Annotated in this window: 16 protein-coding genes; 10 read left to right on the top strand and 6 right to left on the bottom strand. The window is 67.2% G+C overall.

Annotated features, from left to right (window positions below):
* Nucleotides 1-24: 24 nt before the first annotated feature.
* From phbB to RPR59_RS05700, 3 genes are read right to left on the bottom strand one after another with little or no spacing between them, the layout of a single operon-like run.
* Nucleotides 25-747 carry an acetoacetyl-CoA reductase gene (phbB, locus tag RPR59_RS05710; RefSeq protein ID WP_313917578.1) on the bottom strand — a complete coding sequence of 241 codons (723 nt, stop codon included), beginning with the start codon at nt 745-747 and terminating at the stop codon, nt 25-27.
* A gap of 34 nt (nt 748-781) precedes the next feature.
* Nucleotides 782-1,786 (bottom strand): ferrochelatase, encoded by a 1,005-nt coding sequence (gene hemH, locus RPR59_RS05705; protein WP_313917576.1) that lies wholly within the window; start codon nt 1,784-1,786, stop codon nt 782-784.
* Complete coding sequence (locus RPR59_RS05700; RefSeq protein ID WP_313917573.1) at nt 1,783-4,035, bottom strand: xanthine dehydrogenase family protein molybdopterin-binding subunit; 2,253 nt, start codon at nt 4,033-4,035, stop codon at nt 1,783-1,785. The genes hemH and RPR59_RS05700 overlap by 4 nt, the downstream gene beginning before the upstream one ends.
* Nucleotides 4,036-4,115: 80 nt before the next feature.
* Here RPR59_RS05700 and lgt point away from each other — a divergent pair, with 80 nt between their 5' ends.
* From lgt to RPR59_RS05675, 5 genes are all read left to right on the top strand, one after another.
* On the top strand, nt 4,116-5,045 hold the full coding sequence (lgt, locus tag RPR59_RS05695) for a prolipoprotein diacylglyceryl transferase (RefSeq protein ID WP_313917571.1): 930 nt from the start codon (nt 4,116-4,118) through the stop codon (nt 5,043-5,045).
* 157 nt (nt 5,046-5,202) lie between these two features.
* Entirely contained in the window at nt 5,203-6,270 is a 1,068-nt protein-coding gene (locus RPR59_RS05690) for a class I SAM-dependent methyltransferase (protein ID WP_313917568.1), read from the top strand.
* On the top strand, nt 6,267-6,776 hold the full coding sequence (locus RPR59_RS05685) for a GNAT family N-acetyltransferase (RefSeq protein ID WP_313917566.1): 510 nt from the start codon (nt 6,267-6,269) through the stop codon (nt 6,774-6,776). Before RPR59_RS05690 ends, RPR59_RS05685 begins: the two co-directional genes overlap by 4 nt.
* The gene (gene pgeF, locus RPR59_RS05680) at nt 6,773-7,531 is read left to right on the top strand and encodes a peptidoglycan editing factor PgeF (protein ID WP_313917564.1); all 759 of its coding nucleotides are present in this window, start codon (nt 6,773-6,775) and stop codon (nt 7,529-7,531) included. The genes RPR59_RS05685 and pgeF overlap by 4 nt, the downstream gene beginning before the upstream one ends.
* A 104-nt stretch (nt 7,532-7,635) precedes the next feature.
* On the top strand, nt 7,636-8,946 hold the full coding sequence (locus tag RPR59_RS05675; RefSeq protein ID WP_313917562.1) for a cystathionine gamma-synthase family protein: 1,311 nt from the start codon (nt 7,636-7,638) through the stop codon (nt 8,944-8,946).
* A 38-nt stretch (nt 8,947-8,984) separates the two neighbouring features.
* On the opposite strand, the gene RPR59_RS05670 is transcribed toward RPR59_RS05675, so the two are convergent.
* A complete protein-coding gene (locus RPR59_RS05670; protein WP_313917559.1) occupies nt 8,985-9,683 on the bottom strand; it encodes a DUF4396 domain-containing protein in 699 nt (232 codons plus the stop codon).
* Nucleotides 9,684-9,822: 139 nt separating this feature from the next.
* Here RPR59_RS05670 and topA point away from each other — a divergent pair, with 139 nt between their 5' ends.
* Nucleotides 9,823-12,357 carry a type I DNA topoisomerase gene (topA, locus tag RPR59_RS05665; RefSeq protein ID WP_313917557.1) on the top strand — a complete coding sequence of 845 codons (2,535 nt, stop codon included), beginning with the start codon at nt 9,823-9,825 and terminating at the stop codon, nt 12,355-12,357.
* Between the two features lie 143 nt (nt 12,358-12,500).
* Here the strand turns inward: topA and RPR59_RS05660 are convergent, their stop codons facing one another.
* Nucleotides 12,501-12,797 (bottom strand): SEL1-like repeat protein, encoded by a 297-nt coding sequence (locus tag RPR59_RS05660; RefSeq protein ID WP_313917556.1) that lies wholly within the window; start codon nt 12,795-12,797, stop codon nt 12,501-12,503.
* Between the two features lie 73 nt (nt 12,798-12,870).
* Nucleotides 12,871-13,719, bottom strand: coding sequence for a pantoate--beta-alanine ligase (gene panC / locus RPR59_RS05655; RefSeq protein WP_313917554.1), 849 nt, complete (start codon nt 13,717-13,719; stop codon nt 12,871-12,873).
* 83 nt (nt 13,720-13,802) lie between these two features.
* Here panC and RPR59_RS05650 point away from each other — a divergent pair, with 83 nt between their 5' ends.
* The 4 genes from RPR59_RS05650 to RPR59_RS05635 all read left to right on the top strand — a co-directional run bounded on the left by RPR59_RS05650 (nt 13,803) and on the right by RPR59_RS05635 (nt 17,187).
* Nucleotides 13,803-14,597, top strand: a complete 795-nt coding sequence (locus RPR59_RS05650) for a division plane positioning ATPase MipZ (protein WP_313917552.1) — start codon at nt 13,803-13,805, stop codon at nt 14,595-14,597.
* Nucleotides 14,598-14,882: a J domain-containing protein gene (locus tag RPR59_RS05645; RefSeq protein ID WP_313917550.1), complete on the top strand. Its 285-nt coding sequence runs from the start codon at nt 14,598-14,600 to the stop codon at nt 14,880-14,882.
* A gap of 57 nt (nt 14,883-14,939) precedes the next feature.
* Nucleotides 14,940-16,322: a phosphoglucomutase/phosphomannomutase PgmG gene (gene pgmG / locus RPR59_RS05640; protein ID WP_313917548.1), complete on the top strand. Its 1,383-nt coding sequence runs from the start codon at nt 14,940-14,942 to the stop codon at nt 16,320-16,322.
* 112 nt (nt 16,323-16,434) lie between these two features.
* Nucleotides 16,435-17,187, top strand: coding sequence for an exonuclease domain-containing protein (locus RPR59_RS05635; protein WP_313917546.1), 753 nt, complete (start codon nt 16,435-16,437; stop codon nt 17,185-17,187).
* The last annotated feature ends 16 nt before the right edge of the window (nt 17,188-17,203 follow it).

Here is a 17,203-nt window from a genome sequence, read left to right as displayed (position 1 = left end):
CAGCAAAACCTTGGTCCGAATACATCAATACATATGCTGTCCGCCGTTGATCGAAAGCGTCGATCCGGTGGCGAAGCCGCCCTCTTCCGAACAGAAGAAGGCGACGCCGCGCGCAATCTCGCTCGCCTGGCCCAGCCGGCCGACCGGGACCCGCGCGACGATCTTCTCCAGCACGTCGGCGGGCACCGCCGCCACCATGTCGGTGTCGATATAACCCGGCGCCACCGCGTTCACGGTGATGCCGAACCGCGCGCCTTCCTGCGCCAGCGCCTTGGTGAAGCCGTGAATACCCGATTTGGCGGCGGCGTAGTTGACCTGCCCGTACTGGCCGGCCTGGCCGTTGATCGAGCCGATATTGACGATCCGCCCCCATTTACGCTCGCGCATGCCGGGGAACGTCGCCTTGGCCATGTTGAAACAGCCGCCCAGGTTCACGCGGATGACCTCGTCCCACATCTCGGCGGTCATCTTCATCATCGTGGCGTCGCGGGTGATGCCGGCATTGTTCACGAGCACGTCGACCGGCCCGACATCCGCCTCGACCCGCTTCACCGCGTCCTGGCAGGCGTCGAAATCACCGACGTCCCATTTGTAGGTGCGGATGCCCGTGCGCTCGGAAAAGGCGTTCGCCCTGGCATCGTCACCGGCATAGTTCGCGGCGACGGTCATGCCCATGTCCTGGAGCGCGAGGCTGATGGCCTCGCCGATTCCGCGTGTTCCTCCGGTAACGATCGCGACGCGCGCCATGATAGCCTCTCCCTAGTGAATCAGGTCGTGGAAGCTAGGCGGGGTCCGCCCAGCCCGCAAGCTCGCGCGACAAAATGCTGCGCAGCATTTCGATGCCGGGCGCGCTTGCGTTGAGACAAGGCAGGCAGGCGAAATCGGTTCCCCCGGCCCCCAGGAATGTTTCGCGACCGCGGATCGCGATCTCCTCCAGCGTTTCGACGCAATCGGCGGAAAATCCCGGCGTCACCACCGCCACCCGCTTCATCCCCTCGCCCGGCAGCGCGGCGAGTACGGCGTCGGTCGCGGGCTCCAGCCACTTCGCCCGGCCGAAACGCGACTGAAAGGCGATGCGCACCTCCCGTCCCAGCGCATCGGACAGCAGCCGCGCCGTCTTCTGACAGTGGCAGTGATAGGGGTCGCCCAGTTCCAGCGTCCGCTGCGGCATGCCGTGAAAGCTGGCGAGGATCAGGTCCGGCGCGAAATCGAGCGCGGCCACATCCGCCTCGATCGATCGCCGCAGCGCGTCGATATAAGCCGGATCGTCATGATAAGGCGGCAGCGTGCGGACCGCCGGCTGCCACCGCATATCTGCAAGCGCCGCGAACGCGTTGTCGTTGGCGGTCGCGGTCGTCGCCGCGCAATATTGCGGATAAAGCGGTGCCAACAGCACACGCTCGCACCCGGCATCCTTCAGCGCCTGCAACCGCTCGGCGATCGCGGGGCGGCCATAGCGCATCGCCCAGTCGACCAGGACGCCGCCGCCCCACGCGCCCTGCAACGCCTCTGCTTGCGCCTTGGTGATCGCGGCAAGCGGCGAGCCGTCCTCGCTCCAGACCTGGGCATAGGCCTCGGCCGATTTCTTCGGCCGCGTGCGCAGGATGACACCGCGCAGGATCGGCTGCCAGGCGAGCCGGGGAATTTCGATCACGCGCGGATCGGACAGGAATTCGGCCAGATAGCGCTTCACCGCCGGCGGTTCGGGCGCGTCGGGCGTGCCGAGGTTGATCAGCAGGACGCCGATCTTGCGCGGCGGTATCGATGGATGGTCGTCGGGCTTCACGCATCGCTCCCCGGTATCAGCGGCAGACGGCGCAGACGCATGCCGGTCGCCGACCAGATGGCGTTGGCGATCGCCGGCGCAACCGCCGGCACGCCGATTTCTCCGACGCCGCCGGGATCGGCCTCGCTGGCGATCAGTTCCACCGTCACCTCCGGCGCGTCCGCCAGACGCGGCAGACGGAGATCGGCAAAACCGCGCGCATCGGCCAGATTGCCGGTAAAGCCCGTACTCGCTCCCAATGCCGAGGCCATGCCGAAGAGCAACCCGCCCTCGACCTGCTGCCGGACCATGTCGGGATTGATCTGGCGCCCGCAATCGACCGCCGCCACCAGCCGGTCGACCCGGATCCGCTGATCGCCGCCGATGCGCGCCTCCGCCAGCACGGCGATGGACGATCCGCGAAAGGCGTGGGCGGCGAGGCCCTGTCCGCTGCCCGGCACGCCGCCGCGCCAGCCGCCGAGCGACGCGACGGTGGACAGGCACCGCGCCAGCCGCGGCTGTCCACCCAGCATGGAGATGCGGAAACTATGCGCTTCGATCCCGGCGACATGGGCCAGTTCGTCGATGAAGCTCTCGGTAAAGAAGGTGGTGTAGCTGTGCGCGCCCGACCGCCAGGCGCCCACCGGCACGCCGATCTCCGCCGGGTGATGGTCGACCGCCATGTTGGGAATGCCATAGATCGGCACCGCACCGGCAACGGCGGAGGCATCGCCCGCGCTTCCGCCCGGCAGCGACAGCGACAAGGCGACTGCGGGATCGCCGCCCAGCAGGCGATTGGCAAGTTCGCGCCCGACCGACGGCGCGGCGATCTTCGTCAGCCAGCCTTCCACCGCGCCGTTGCGGCCCAGCCTGGCCGACAGGCGTCCCGCCGCCGCCGGGCGGTAGCGATCGTGCAGGCAATCCTCGCTGCGCGACCAGGTGAGCTGGATCGGCTTCTCCAGCGTGCGCGCCATCAGCGCGGCCTGTTCGGCCACCTGATATTCCAGCTTCGCGCCGAACGAGCCGCCCGCCATCATCGGATGCACCACGACGTCGCTCTCGTCGATGCCGGCCGCGCGGGCAGCGCCGGCGCGGGCCAGACCCGGCGCCTGCGTCGGCAGCCACAGCGCCAGCCGCCCGTCGCGCCATTCCGCGGTGGCCGTCATCGTCTCGATCGGTGCATGTACGCCCAGGCCGACCTGATATTCGGCGGTGACGATCTGCGCATCGCGAAAGGACGTGGCGAGATCGCCGGTTTCGCTGATCCGCTGGCCATCGCCGTCGAGCGCAGTTGCCAGCGCCGCCTCGATCGACGCGCTGTCGACAATGGCGCCGCGCGTTGCGAACCGGGGCGCAAGCGCGTCGAGCGCCTTGTCCGCCGCCCACCAGGTCTCGGCCACCGCGGCGACCCACGAATCGGTCTGCACGATATGGCGGACGCCGGGCACCCGGTCGGCGGCCTCCCGGTCGACCCGGATCAGCCGGGTATCGCCCACCGGCCCCTGCCGGACGGAGGCGAACATCATGCCCGGCAGGCGGACATCGCCCGCGAAATTGGCCGATCCGTCGACCTTGGCCGGCGTGTCGAGCCGGGGCACCGACGCCCCGCTCAACCGGTTGTCCGCCCCGCTGCGCAGCACGAGGTCGCGCGGCGGCTCGTACTCCGACGCCGCCGCCGCAAGCTCGCCGAAGCGCAGCCGGTTGCGATCGTGAACGACGAAGCCGCCCACGGTCCCGCACGACCGCCAGTCCACCGACCAGCGATCCGCCGCCGCCTTGCACAGCAGGATACGTGCCGCCGCGCCCGCGCGGCGCAGCGGCTCCTCGAACGCGCGGATTGAGGTCGAGGCGCCGGTCAGCACCAGCGCGTTGCGCTCCGCGTGGCGGCGCTGCACGCTTTCGGGCAGATGGCCGAGCGCATCCTCGAACAGGATGCCGGCCGCCAGCGGGTTGGCGTACAGCGCGTTGAGCGGCGCCGCCTCGACCCCCACGGTACGCCAGTCGGCGCCCAGCTCGTCGGCGGCGATCTGGGGCAGCGTGGTATAGACGCCCTGGCCCAGCTCCGCCTGCGGCACGACGACCGTCACCTCGCCGCTCTCCGCGATCTTCAACCAGGCATTGAAGATGTGTTCGCCCGCCGCCGCCGTCAGGTTGGGCGAATAGCGGCGCGGCCACACCGCCCAGGCGACGATCAGGCCCAGTCCGGCGCCGCCGCCGATCAGCAGGGTGCGCCGGTCGATCGTGCGCTGGGGTCCGTCGCGGTCAGCCATCCGCTGACGCTCTATCGCGTCGCGCGGCGGCTTGCCAGATGATCCGCACAAGTACCTTGGGTTCGCGCGGCGATGCCGGTATGGGACGACGCGCAACCTTCGCGGAGCGCCCGTCCTTGATCCTCACCCAGCTTGCCGCCGATCCCGGCCAATATCTCCATTTCACCGATCTGGGCCTCAGCCCGACGGCCGTGCCGATCCACCTGTTCGGGTACGAATTCGACCTGAAATGGTATTCGCTCGCCTATATCTCGGGCATCCTGATCGGCTGGTGGTATCTGTTGAAGCTGCTCGACCAGCCGGGCGCGCCCATGGCGCGGCGTCATGCCGACGACCTCGTCTTCTACGCCACGCTCGGCATCATCCTGGGCGGGCGCGTCGGCTATATCCTGTTCTATGCGCCCTGGATGATCGCCAACCCGCTGGAGATGTTCCGGTTGTGGGACGGCGGCATGTCGTTTCACGGCGGGGTGATCGGCACCAGCCTCGCCATCATCTATCTCGCGCGCCGCAACGGTCTGAACTGGCTGCGCATCCACGATTACGTCGCCTGCTGCGTGCCGTTCGGCCTGTTCTTCGGCCGGCTCGCCAATTTCGTGAACGGAGAGCTTTGGGGCAAGCCGACGACCGTTCCCTGGGCGATCGTCTTTCCGCGCACCGTCGCCGGCGGCATGGATCCGCCGCGCCACCCCAGCCAGCTCTACGAAGCGGGATTGGAGGGCATCGTCCTGTTCGCGATCCTGTGGTTCCTGTTCTGGCGCACCGATGCGCGGCACCAGCCCGGCAAGCTCGTCGGCACCTTTCTGCTCGGCTATGGCTGCGCGCGCTTTTTCGTCGAATTCTTCCGCCAGGCGGATTCGCAGTTCCAGGGCACCTTCCTGTGGAACGTCATCCACATGGGTCAGTTGCTGACGCTGCCGATGATCGTCGCGGGAATCTATCTGATCGCGACCGCCAAGCGCCGGCGCGAGCGCGCCGAACCGGTCGCGGACGGCAGAAGCGTGGCCTGAACGAGCCGTGCTCCTGCGAAAGCAGGAGCCAGGGCACCACATGCGGCGCCTGCCACTCCGGGCTCCCGCTTTCGCAGGGGAGCACGGAGCTGCCCGCTGGAAACCAACCAATCACGGGGTGAAATGCTCCCGGCGACCCGGTAGAGCACGGCGGGCCATGACCGAATCCGAATCGACCGCCGTGGAGCCTGCGCTGCCGGAACGCCTCGCCCGCGCCATCACGCTGGCGGGACCCATCCCCGTGTCCCAGTTTATGGGCGCCGCCAACGCGCATTATTACGCCACGCGCGATCCGCTGGGCGAACGCGGCGACTTCACCACCGCGCCCGAGATCAGCCAGATGTTCGGCGAGCTGATCGGTCTGGCGCTCACCGATCTGTGGCACCGCGCCGACCGGCCGCAGTCGCATTACGTCGAATTCGGCCCCGGTCGCGGCACGCTCGCCGCCGATGCGCTGCGGGCGATGAAGACAGTGGGACTGCAACCGCCGGTGCACCTGATCGAAACCAGCCCGACCCTGCGCGAGCAGCAGGCGGAGCGCGTGCCCGAGGCGCAGTGGTGCGTCGATCTGGTCGGCGTGCCGGAGGACGGCGCGCTTCTGGTCGTCGCCAACGAATTCTTCGACGCGCTTCCCGTCCGGCAATTGCTCAAGGCCGGTGACGGATGGCGCGAACGGCTCGTCGCCTGTCAGGATACGCTGTTCCTGCCGATCGCCGGCGATCGCGGCTTCGACCAGATCATCCCGCCGCACCTGCGCGATGCGCCCGCAGGATCGATCCTGGAGACCTCGCCGGCCGCGGTAGCGGTGATGCGGGCGCTCGCCAAGCGGATCGTGGCGCAGGGCGGTGCCGCCATCATCGTCGATTACGGCTATGAAGGCCCGGCCATCGGCGACACGCTGCAGGCGGTGCGCGGCCACGAATATGCCAATCCGTTCGAGAATCCGGGCGAACAGGATCTGACCGCCCATGTCGATTTCGGCACCCTGGCCGCCGCGGCCCGCGCCGAGGATGCCGTGGTGCACGGTCCCGTCGGCCAGGGCGACCTGCTGCGCGCGCTCGGCATCGACGAACGCACCGAGGCGCTAGCGGGGGCCGCTCCCGACCGTGCGGAGATGATGCGCACCGATCGCGAGCGGCTGGTCGGCAAGCAGCAGATGGGCGAGCTGTTCAAGGCGATCGTGGTCACCGCCCCCGGTTGGCCCGCCCCCGCCGGTTTTGCATGACGGCGTTCCGCGACGCGCGGCCGGCGGACGGCCCCGAGCTTGCGGCGATGGCCGCCCGTTCCTTCACGGAAACCTTCGGCACGCTTTATCCCCCGGCCGATCTCCGCGCTTTTCTCGACCGCACATTCGGCGAAGCGGGCCTGATCGCCCATCTGGGCGATCCGGCCTACCGCGTGCGCATCGCCATCCGGGACGATCGCATCGTCGGGTTCGCCAAGATCGGGCCGGTGGACTTTCCCGGCGACTGGGGCGACGCCACGGTGGAGTTGTGCCAGCTCTACGTGCTCGGCGAATGCCACGGCGCCGGCATCGGTCCCGCCTTGATGGACTGGGCGCTCGCCACCGCACGCAACGAGGGATACGGTCGGATGGTGCTCAGCGTCTATGTCGACAATCATCACGCGCGGCGCTTCTACGAACGCCGCGGCTTCGTCGAGGTCGGCCGCTACGATTTCGTCGTGGGCGAGACGATCGACGACGACCGCATCATGGCCCTGTCGCTATGAGCGTGGAGGTCATCCGCGCCCGCGCGCTGAGCGGGATCGCCCACGGCTTTCTCGGCCGTCGCGGCGGTGTCTCCAGCGGCGTCCATGCCGGCCTGAATGTCGGGCGCGGCTCGGACGACGATGCCGATATCGTATGCGAGAACCGGCGCCGGGCGACGGAGGCGGTCCTCCCCGGCGGCCATCTCGTCACCGTCTATCAGATCCATTCGGCAGAGGCGGCCACGGTGCTCGCCCCGTTCGCCGAGGACGATCGGCCGCAAGCCGACGCACTGGTGACCGACCGCCCCGGCCTCGCCCTCGGCATCCTGACCGCGGATTGCGCGCCGGTGCTGCTCGCCGACCGACAGGCGGGCGTCGTCGGCGCTGCGCATGCCGGCTGGAAGGGCGCGCTCGGCGGCATCACCGACGCCACCCTCCGCGCCATGGAGGGGCTGGGCGCGAAGGTCGATCGGGTCGCGGCAGCGGTCGGGCCGTGCATCGCGCGCGCCAGCTACGAAGTCGATATTCCCTTCGTGGAGCGCTTCTGCGTGCAGGATCGGGCAAACGAACGCTTCTTCGCCGATGGCGGCCCCGGCCATGCCCGGTTCGACCTGGAGGCCTATGTCGCGCACCGCCTGGCCGCAGCCGGCGTCCGACAGGTCGAGGCACTCGGCTTGGATACCTACGCCGATCCGGACCGTTTCTTCAGCTATCGGCGCAGCACGCACCGGAGCGAAGCGGATTACGGCCGGCAGATTTCGATCATCGGCCTCTGAAGCCCGCCCCGCCGCTCTGGCGGGGTTTGGTTTCATTTGATACCACTCGCGCCATCGGCCCGTGCTGCAGGGCAGACACCACTAGCGAGAGAGATCGAACCGCCATGAAAGACGAAACCGAAGCCGACATGACGGGCATCAGCCCGCGCCGCCGTCCCAAGCCCGATATCGAGGAAATCGGCGGCCGCAAGCTGAAGCCGTCCACGCTGATGATGGGCCACGGGTTCGACCCCGCTCTATCCGAAGGATCGCTGAAGCAGCCGATCTTCGCCACCTCCACCTTCGTCTTTCCCAACGCCGCGGCCGGCAAGCGCCATTTCGAGGGTATCACCGGAAAGCGCGAGGGCGGCGCCGAAGGCCTCGTCTATTCGCGCTTCAACGGCCCCAATCAGGAGATTCTCGAGGACCGTCTCGGCGTCTGGGAAGAGGCCGAGGAGGCGCTCGCCTTCTCCAGCGGCATGTCGGCGATCGCGACGCTGTTCCTCGCCATGTGCAATCCCGGCGACACGATCATCCATTCGGGCCCGCTTTATGCAGCGACCGAGACGCTGATCGCGCGCATCCTCGGCAAGTTCGGGGTGAAGTTCCTCGATTTCCCCGCCGATGCGAGCGTCGAGGAGATCGAGAAGGTGATGGAGCAGGCCGGCGACAGCCGCGTCGCGCTGATCTATCTCGAAAGCCCGGCCAACCCGACCAACGCGCTGGTCGATATAGAGGGCGTCGCCGCGGCGCGCGACAAGGTCTTCGCCGGCAAGGACGAGATACCGCCGATCGCCATCGACAACACCTTTCTCGGTCCCCTGTGGCAAAAGCCGCTGCACCACGGCGCGGACATCGTCGTCTACAGCCTCACCAAATATGCCGGCGGTCATTCCGACCTCGTCGCGGGCGGCGTGCTGGGCACCAAGAAGGCGCTCGACCCGATCCGCGCGATGCGCAACACGATCGGCACGATCTGCGACCCCAACACCGCCTGGATGCTGTGCCGCAGCCTCGAGACGCTGGAACTGCGCATGAGCCGGGCCGGCGAGAACGCCGTCAAGGTCTGCGAATTCCTGAAAGACCATCCCAAGGTGGAAAAGGTCGGCTATCTCGGCTTTTTGAAGGACGATGCGCAGTACGACATCTATAAGCGCCACTGCACCGGCGCGGGGTCGACCTTCTCGCTCTACCTGAAGGGCGGAGAGCGGGAGAGCTTCGCCTTTCTCGACGCGCTGAAGATCGCGAAGCTGGCCGTCAGCCTGGGCGGCACCGAGACGCTGGCGAGCTGCCCGGCGGCGATGACGCACATCTCCGTTCCCGACGAGCGCAAGAAGGCGCTTCGCATCACCGACAACCTCGTGCGCATCTCGATCGGCGTCGAGGATGCCGACGACCTGATCGCCGATTTCGACGCGGCGCTGAACGAGATCTGATCGGACGTGGCGGGAAGGGCGCGCTCTTCCCGCCGCTCCTACATCTTCTCCTTCAGGCCGGCCTTCACCAGCCACCAGTTGACGGGATAGGCGGTGGCGAACCCGGCGAACATCGCAAGCTGCATCAGGAACCAGAATTCCGGCGTGTTGACCTCCGCCACGCCGCCATAGGCCGGCTTGAACCACAGGAACTGGCCGACCGCCATCAGCCCGTACATGCCGACCTGCCAGCTCGTGATCGACAGGGTATCGGCTTTCACCGCCGCCCAGATGCCCTTTCCGAGGCCAAGGTCGCGCATCGGCGCGATGGTGAAATACTGAAAGACGATGCCGAACAGGAAGGCGACGATATAATCCGGGATCCACACCGCGAACGTCTTTTCCGCGAACAGCCCGTGCCAGCCGAAGAACACCGCGATCGCCGGCGCCGCGAAGGCCGCCCATTCGACGACGATATCGCCCAGCGTGCAGCCGGCCCCGCAATGCGAGGCGCCCTTGGCGACCGCGATGTGCATCGGCGGTTCGCCCTTCTGGCTGCCGTCGTTGCGGCCGAAACTGCGGTAGAATGCCAGCCAGATCACACTGCCGAACAGCGCCGTCAGCGGCCATACCAGATTCATGATCCACATCTTCTGCGGATGGCGCACCTCATCGATCGCGATATAGATCGCGCAGGCGAAACCGATCGCGAGCGAGATGGTGGCAAGCGTATGGAGCCATGCGGGAAAATCTGCCAAGCTGTCCTCCTTTTCCCAGACCTAACACGCAAACGCCCCTGTCGATCCCATGACGCTTTCAGGCTTGCCCCCGCTTGACGAGCCGCTAGGTGGCTCCCCATCCTCGCACGCACACACGTAAGGACCGCGTCACACCCCCATGCAGCTTGTCATCGTCGAATCGCCCGCAAAGGCGAAGACCATCGAGAAATATCTGGGCAAGGACTACCGCGTCCTCGCGTCCTACGGCCATGTCCGCGACCTGCCGCCCAAGGACGGGTCGGTCGATCCCGATCACGGCTTCGCGATGCAGTGGGAAGCCTATGCCGACAAATCGAAGCAGCTAAAGGCGATCGCCGACGAGGCGAAAAAGGCCGACCGCCTGATTCTCGCCACCGACCCCGATCGCGAGGGCGAGGCGATTTCGTGGCACGTCCAGGAAGTGCTGGCGAAGAAGAAGGCGCTGCCCGCGCAGGTCGAGCGCGTCACCTTCAACGCCATCACCAAAAAGGCCGTGACCGATGCGATGGCGCATCCGCGCGGCCTCGATACCGACCTGATCGACGCCTACCGCGCACGCCGCGCGCTCGACTATCTGGTCGGCTTCACCCTGTCGCCGGTCTTGTGGCGCAAGCTGCCGGGCGCGAAATCCGCCGGGCGCGTCCAGTCGGTCGCGCTGCGCCTGATCGTCGAGCGCGAGCGCGAGATCGAGGCCTTCGTTCCGCAGGAATATTGGTCGGTCATCGCCGATATGGAGCAGGACGGCACCGGCTTCGAGGCGCGGCTGGTGCGCTTCGAAGGCGACAAGATCGACCGGCTGTCGATCGGCGACGAAGGCACGGCGAAGCGCGCGAAGGAAGCCGTCGAGGCGGGCCGCTTCTCGGTCGCCAGTGTCGAGACCAAGCCCGGCACGCGCAACCCGCCGCCGCCCTTCACCACCTCGACGCTGCAACAGGAAGCGGCGCGCAAGCTCGGCTTTTCCGCCAGCCACACCATGCGGATCGCGCAGTCGCTCTACGAGGACGGCGCGATCACCTATATGCGGACCGACGGCGTACAGATGGACGGCAGTGCCATCTCCGACGCGCGCCGCGCGATCTCGGCGCGCTATGACGGCAGCTATGTCCCCGAAAAGCCGCGCCAATATCAGACCAAGGCCAAGAACGCGCAGGAAGCGCACGAGGCGATCCGCCCCACCGACTTCTCGAAGGACCGCGCCGGCTCGGGCGATCACGGCCGCCTCTACGACCTGATCTTCAAGCGCGCGCTGGCCAGCCAGATGGCCTCGGCGCGGCTGGAGCGCACCACGGTCGAGCTGGAGGACGGCACCGGCCGCACCGCCCTGCGCGCCACGGGACAGGTCGTGCTCTTCCCCGGCTTCATCGCGTTGTACGAAGAGGGCCGCGACGATTCGCACGACGAGGATTCGCACCGCCTGCCGATGCTGCGCGAGGGCGATTCGCCGGCGAAGAAGGGCGTGCGCTCGGAGCAGCATTTCACCCAGCCGCCGGCGCGATTTTCCGAAGCATCGCTGGTCAAGCAGCTCGAGGAACTCGGCATCGGCCGACCCTCGACCTACGCCTCGATCATTCAGGTGCTCAAGGACCGGTCCTATGTCCGCACCGAGAAGAACCGCTTTTTCGCCGAGGAAACCGGACGGCTGCTCGTCGCCTTTCTCGAGCGCTTCTTCCGGAAATATGTGAATTACGATTTCACCGCCGATCTGGAGGAGGAACTGGACGATGTCTCGGGCGGCCGCGCCGAATGGCAGGCGGTGCTCGACCAGTTCTGGCGCGACTTCAAGCCGCGCACGACCGAGGTGATGGATTTCAAGCCGTCCGAGGTGACGGCCGAACTCGACCAGTTCCTCGAACCCTATCTCTTCCCGCCCAAGGCCGACGGCTCGGACCCGCGCGCCTGCCCCAATTGTGGCGACGGCAGGCTGGCGCTTCGCGGCGGCAAGTTCGGGCCGTTCGTCGCCTGCTCCAACTATCCCGAATGCAAGTTCACCCGCGCCTTCGCCCAGCCCGGCGTGGCGGCGGAGGATACCGGGCCGGAGACGCTCGGCACCGATCCCGAGACCGGGCTGCCGGTCGAACGCAAATCGGGGCGGTTCGGCCCCTATATCCAGCTCGGCGAGGGCAAGGAGGCGAAGCGCGCTTCGATTCCGAAGGACCTGCCGGGCGAACTCGACCTGGAAATGGCGCTCAAGCTGTTGTCGCTGCCGCGCGTGATCGGCGATCATCCCGAAACCGGCCAGCCGATCGAGGCGTCGATCGGCCGCTACGGCCCCTATCTGCGCCATGACGGCAAATATGCGAAGCTCTCCTCCACCGAAGAGGTGTTCGAGACCGGCATGAACGCGGCGGTGGTCAAACTGGCCGAGGCGGCGGAAAGGGGTCCGCGCGCGCGCGGCGCGCGTGAGCCGTTGAAGGTGCTCGGCAAGCATCCGCGCACCGAGGAAGAGATCAAGCTGATGGAAGGGCGCTACGGCCCGTACGTCACCGACGGGACAATCAACGCGACGCTGCCCAAGACCATCGACAAGGATGCGCTGACGCTCGAAGAGGCGGCGCAGCTCATCGACGACAAGGCCGCCAAGGCCCCGGCGAAGAAGAAGGGCGGGCGCAAGACCACGGCGAAAAAGCCCGCCGCCAAGAAGAAGGCGGCCGCGAAAAAAGCGGCAGAGAAGTAATCCTCCCCGGTACGGGGAGGGGGACCAGCCGCAGGCTGGTGGAGGGGCGTAGCCGCAGGCGATGCCCGATCTGCCGACACTTGTTCGGCGCACCCTCTCCGACCCGCTGCGCGGGCCACCTCCCCGACACGGGGAGGATCAGCCTACGCCGCGCGGCGATTCGCCGTCTGCAGCCAGGCGCGGGCCTGCTTCTGGGCTTCGGCAATTTCGCTGGCCGACATGTCCGCCGCGATCTCGGCCCGGCATTCCTGCGCGCGGGCATTGCCGCTGAGCGCTGCCAGGTTGAACCATTTGTGCGCTTCGACCAGATCGATATCGGCACCGGCAGCGCCGCTCGAATAGACCATGCCGAGTTCGAAACAGGCCTCGACATTTCCGCGGACCGCGTCGTGCAGGCGACTTTCGATCAGAAACCGTGCGCTCTTGAGACTGTTGGCCATGAAGCCATCCCCCGATTGACCTTTCGTCGGGGGACGGTTCTGCCGTCAGGGTTTCAAGAAATGGTTAACGCGCTTAACCCTCTTCCTTGAGTTCGATCAGCAGGTTGTCGATCAGCCGCGTGCCGCCGATGCGCGCCGCCGCGATCAGGCGTGAGGGCTGTTCGAGATCGTGCGGCTCCAGCGTTCCCTCGCGCACGACGTCGACATAATCCACCTCGAATCCGGCCTTGGCCAGCGTTTCGCGCGCCTGGGCGAGCGCCGCCGCGACGTCGCCGCCCCGCGCGATGTCGCGCGCGGCCACGCCCAGCGCACGCGGCAACGCCACCGCCTTCGCCCGGTCCTCGTCGGCCAGATAGACATTGCGCGAGGACAGAGCGAGGCCGTCATCCTCGCGCTGCGTCGGCACGCCGACGATCTCGATCCCGAAGTCCAGGTCGGCCGTCATGCGCCGGATCACCGCAAGCTGCTGATAATCCTTCTCGCCGAACAGCGCGACGTCGGGGCGCACCTGGTTGAACAGCTTGGCGACCACCGTCGCCACACCGTCGAAATGGCCCGGCCGGGCAGCACCGTCATGGCTCTCCGTGATGCCGGCGACCGACACGGTGGTGGCGAAGTCCTGCGGGTACATCTCCTCCACCGGCGGCATCCAGAGGACCGCCACATTCGCCTCGCTCAACAGGCGCTGGTCGGCCAGCTCGCGCCGCGGATACTGGTCGAGGTCCTCGTTCGGCCCGAACTGCCTGGGATTGACGAAGATCGACACCACGACATGGTCGGCCAGGCGTTTCGCCGCTTCCACCAGCGCCAGATGGCCGGCATGGAGCGCGCCCATGGTGGGCACGAGGGCAATGCGGCCGCCGGCTTCGCGCAATGCGGTGAGTTGTTCGCGTAACAGGGTTGATTGACGGATGGTTTGCACGCCGTACTGGCCTCGGATATGGACGGAAAGAGGCGGTCTTCTATGGGGGGTCCCGCCCGCGATCAACTAGGGATGTTTGCGTTTTGGGCAACGGAACGGGCCGGCTGCACGTCATCGTGTTCGCCAACGAAAAGGGCGGAACCGGAAAGTCGACCACCGCGGTGCATACGGCGATTGCGCTGGCTGCACGCGGCGCGCGCGTTTCCGCATTCGATCTCGATCACCGCCAGCGCACCCTGGGCCGGTATCTGGACAATCGCGCGACCACCATGGAGCGCACCGGCCGCGGCCTGCCGATGCCGCGCCACGCCACCCATGACGGCGAAAGCATGGACTTCTTCACAGAGAAGCTGGAAGAACTCGGCGCGGGCGCCGACTTCCTGATCGTCGACACGCCCGGCCGCGACGACGAATTCGCGCGCATCGCCATCACCAATGCCGATACGCTGGTGACGCCGATGAACGACAGCTTCGTCGATTTCGACCTGATCGGCCAGGTCGATCCCGACACGTTCAAGGTGACGCGCCCCAGCTTCTATTCCGAACTGGTCTGGGAATCGCGCACGCAGCGGGCAAAGGCGGACGGCAGCTCGATCGACTGGGTCGTGCTCAGGAACCGCATGCAATATGTCGAAGCGCGCAACATGCGCCGCGTGTCGGAGGCGATCGACCAGCTCGCCAAGCGCGTCGGCTTTCGCGTCGTGCCCGGCCTGTCCGAACGCGTGATCTATCGCGAGCTGTTCCCCAAGGGCCTCACCATGCTCGATTCGAAGGAGTTCGGGTCCATGGGCCTCGCCCATGTCGCCGCGCGGCAGGAACTGCGTGAGATGATGGCGGGGCTGTCGCTGCCCGAACCCGTCCGGGCGAAGAGCGCCTGAATGGCGAAGCTCGTCCTTGTCGTCGCGCTGGCGGTGATGGTCTGGATGTGGTGGCGGCGTTCCGAGATCCGCAAGGCGATCCGCGAACCGGCGCGCCGCTCCTCCATGGCGGAGCGCGAAGCGCGCGCGCTGCTCGGGCTGGACGACGATGCCGATGCCGCCGCCATCCGCGCCGCCCACCGCCGCCTGATCGCCGACGCGCATCCGGACCGGGGCGGCTCGGCTGATCGCGCCCGGCGCCTCAACACGGCGCGCGACGTGCTCCTGCGCCGAACCAGCGATTGAACTTTCGCCGGCCTTCGGGGATTGAGCGGGCGGACAACGCCATTTGCGGGAGGCAGCATGACCCATCGTTTCGACCCCACCAGTCTGCGCGAATATGACATTCGCGGCATCGTCGGAAAGACGCTCGGCCCGGATGATGCCCGCGCCATCGGCCGGGGTTTCGCCACCCTGCTGCGCCGCGCCGGCGGCACGCGCGTCGCCGTCGGGCGCGATGGACGCGCCTCCTCGCCCGGGCTGGAGGCATCGCTCGTCGAGGGGCTGAAGGCCAGCGGCGTCGACGTGGTGCGCATCGGCATGGGGCCGACGCCGATGCTCTATTATGCCGAGGCGACGCTAGAAGTGGATGGCGGCATCCAGATAACCGGCAGCCACAATCCCTCCGAGTATAACGGCTTCAAGATGGTGTTTCAGCACCGCCCCTTTTTCGGCGACGACATCCAGACGATCGGCAAGCTGGCGGCCGAGGGCGACTGGGAAGAAGGCGAAGGATCGGCGAGCGACATCGATATCATGGACGATTATGTCGGCCGTCTGTTCGCCGGCTATGCCGGGGGCGACTACCGGATCGGCTGGGACGCCGGCAACGGCGCGGCCGGCCCGATCATCGAGAAGCTGGTGAAGCTCCTGCCAGGTGAGCATCATCTGCTGTTCACCGATGTGGACGGCGATTTTCCCAACCATCATCCCGATCCTACCGAGGAAAAGAATCTCGCGGACCTGAAGCGTCTCGTCACGAAAAAGAATCTCGATTTCGGACTGGCCTTCGACGGCGACGGCGACCGGATCGGCGCGGTCGACGGGAAGGGCCGCGTCGTGTGGGGCGATCAGCTTTTGTCCATTCTGGCCGTACCCGTGCTGAAGGAAGCGCCGGGTTCGACCATTATCGCCGATGTGAAGGCGAGCCAGATGCTGTACGACCGCATCGCCGAGCTGGGCGGCGAGCCGCTGATGTGGAAGACCGGCCACAGCCTGATCAAGACCAAGATGAAGGAAACAGACGCGCCGCTGGCCGGCGAAATGAGCGGCCACATCTTCTTCGCGCAGGACTATTACGGTTTCGACGACGCCATGTTCGCCGCCGTGCAGCTCATCCGCGCGCTCCACGTCGCGGGCAAGTCGCTGACGGAACTGCGCGACGCGATGCCGCAACTCGTCAACACCCCCGAAATGCGCTTCCAGGTTGACGAATCGCGCAAGTTCGACATCGTGCAGGAGGTGCTCGACCGGCTCGAAGGCAGCGATGCGGAGGTCAACCGCACCGACGGCGCGCGGGTGAAGACGGCCGATGGCTGGTGGCTGCTGCGCGCGTCCAACACCCAGGACGTGCTGGTCGCCCGCGCCGAATCGCACAGCCAGGAAGGGCTGGACCGGCTGGTCGCGCAAATCGACGACCAGCTCGCCAGGAGCGGCGTCCAGCGGGGTGCGCAGGCCGGCCACTGACCGCCCTTCCCGCCGCCAGCGCGACCGCGCGGCGGCGGGAATCGCCCCCGCGGAATGACGCTTTGGATTAAGGGGGTGGCAATCGCGGCCGTGACGCGCCACTTAAAGAGCCATGTCGTCGCCGCATATTATCCGCACCATCGACCTCGAAACCACGGGGTCGAGCCCGCCGACGCACGGTGTCTGCGAAATCGGCTGGCAGGACGTGGCGCTGGGCGATGACGGCCGGTGGGAATTGAGCGGCGACGGCGGGGCCGTCCTCGTCAATCCGGGCCGCCCCATCCCTCCGGTGACGCAGGCGGTGCACCATATCCTCGATGAACAGGTGGCCGATGCGCCCTGGTGGCACGATGTCGCGCGCCAGGTGCTCGACCCATGGCCGCGCCGCCTGGCGCTCGCCGCGCATCGCGCCGATTTCGAGCAGCAATTCTGCACCGCGCGCCTGACGCACGGCGCCGACTGGATCTGCACCTGGAAATGCGCCATGCGGCTCTGGCCCGACAGCCCCGGATTCTCGAACCAGATGCTGCGTTACTGGCGCAAGCCGGAGGGGCTGGAGCACGAACGCGGCCTGCCGGTCCACCGTGCCTTTCCCGATGCCTATGTCACCGCGCACCATCTGCGCGACATGCTGAACGAGGCGAGCCTGGCCCAGTTGATCGAATGGTCGAACATGCCGGGCCTGCTGCCGCGCGTCCGCTATGGCCCCGATCGCGGCAAGGAATGGCGGGAGATCACGGACGAGAGTCTCGCCGGCTTCCTCCACGATCGCGATCCCGACGTGCGCCACACCGCCGAGCGGGAATTGGAACGCCGCCGCGGCGGTACGATCGGCCGCGCGTTGCAGGAACAGTTGCTGTTTTGATCGCCGAGCGGGGGGC

It is taken from the genome of Stakelama saccharophila (assembly GCF_032229225.1).
In the GTDB taxonomy this organism is placed as follows: domain Bacteria; phylum Pseudomonadota; class Alphaproteobacteria; order Sphingomonadales; family Sphingomonadaceae; genus Sphingomonas; species Sphingomonas saccharophila.
The sequence above is the reverse complement of the archived record's forward strand: the minus strand, read 5'-3'. Positions and strand labels throughout refer to the sequence as shown.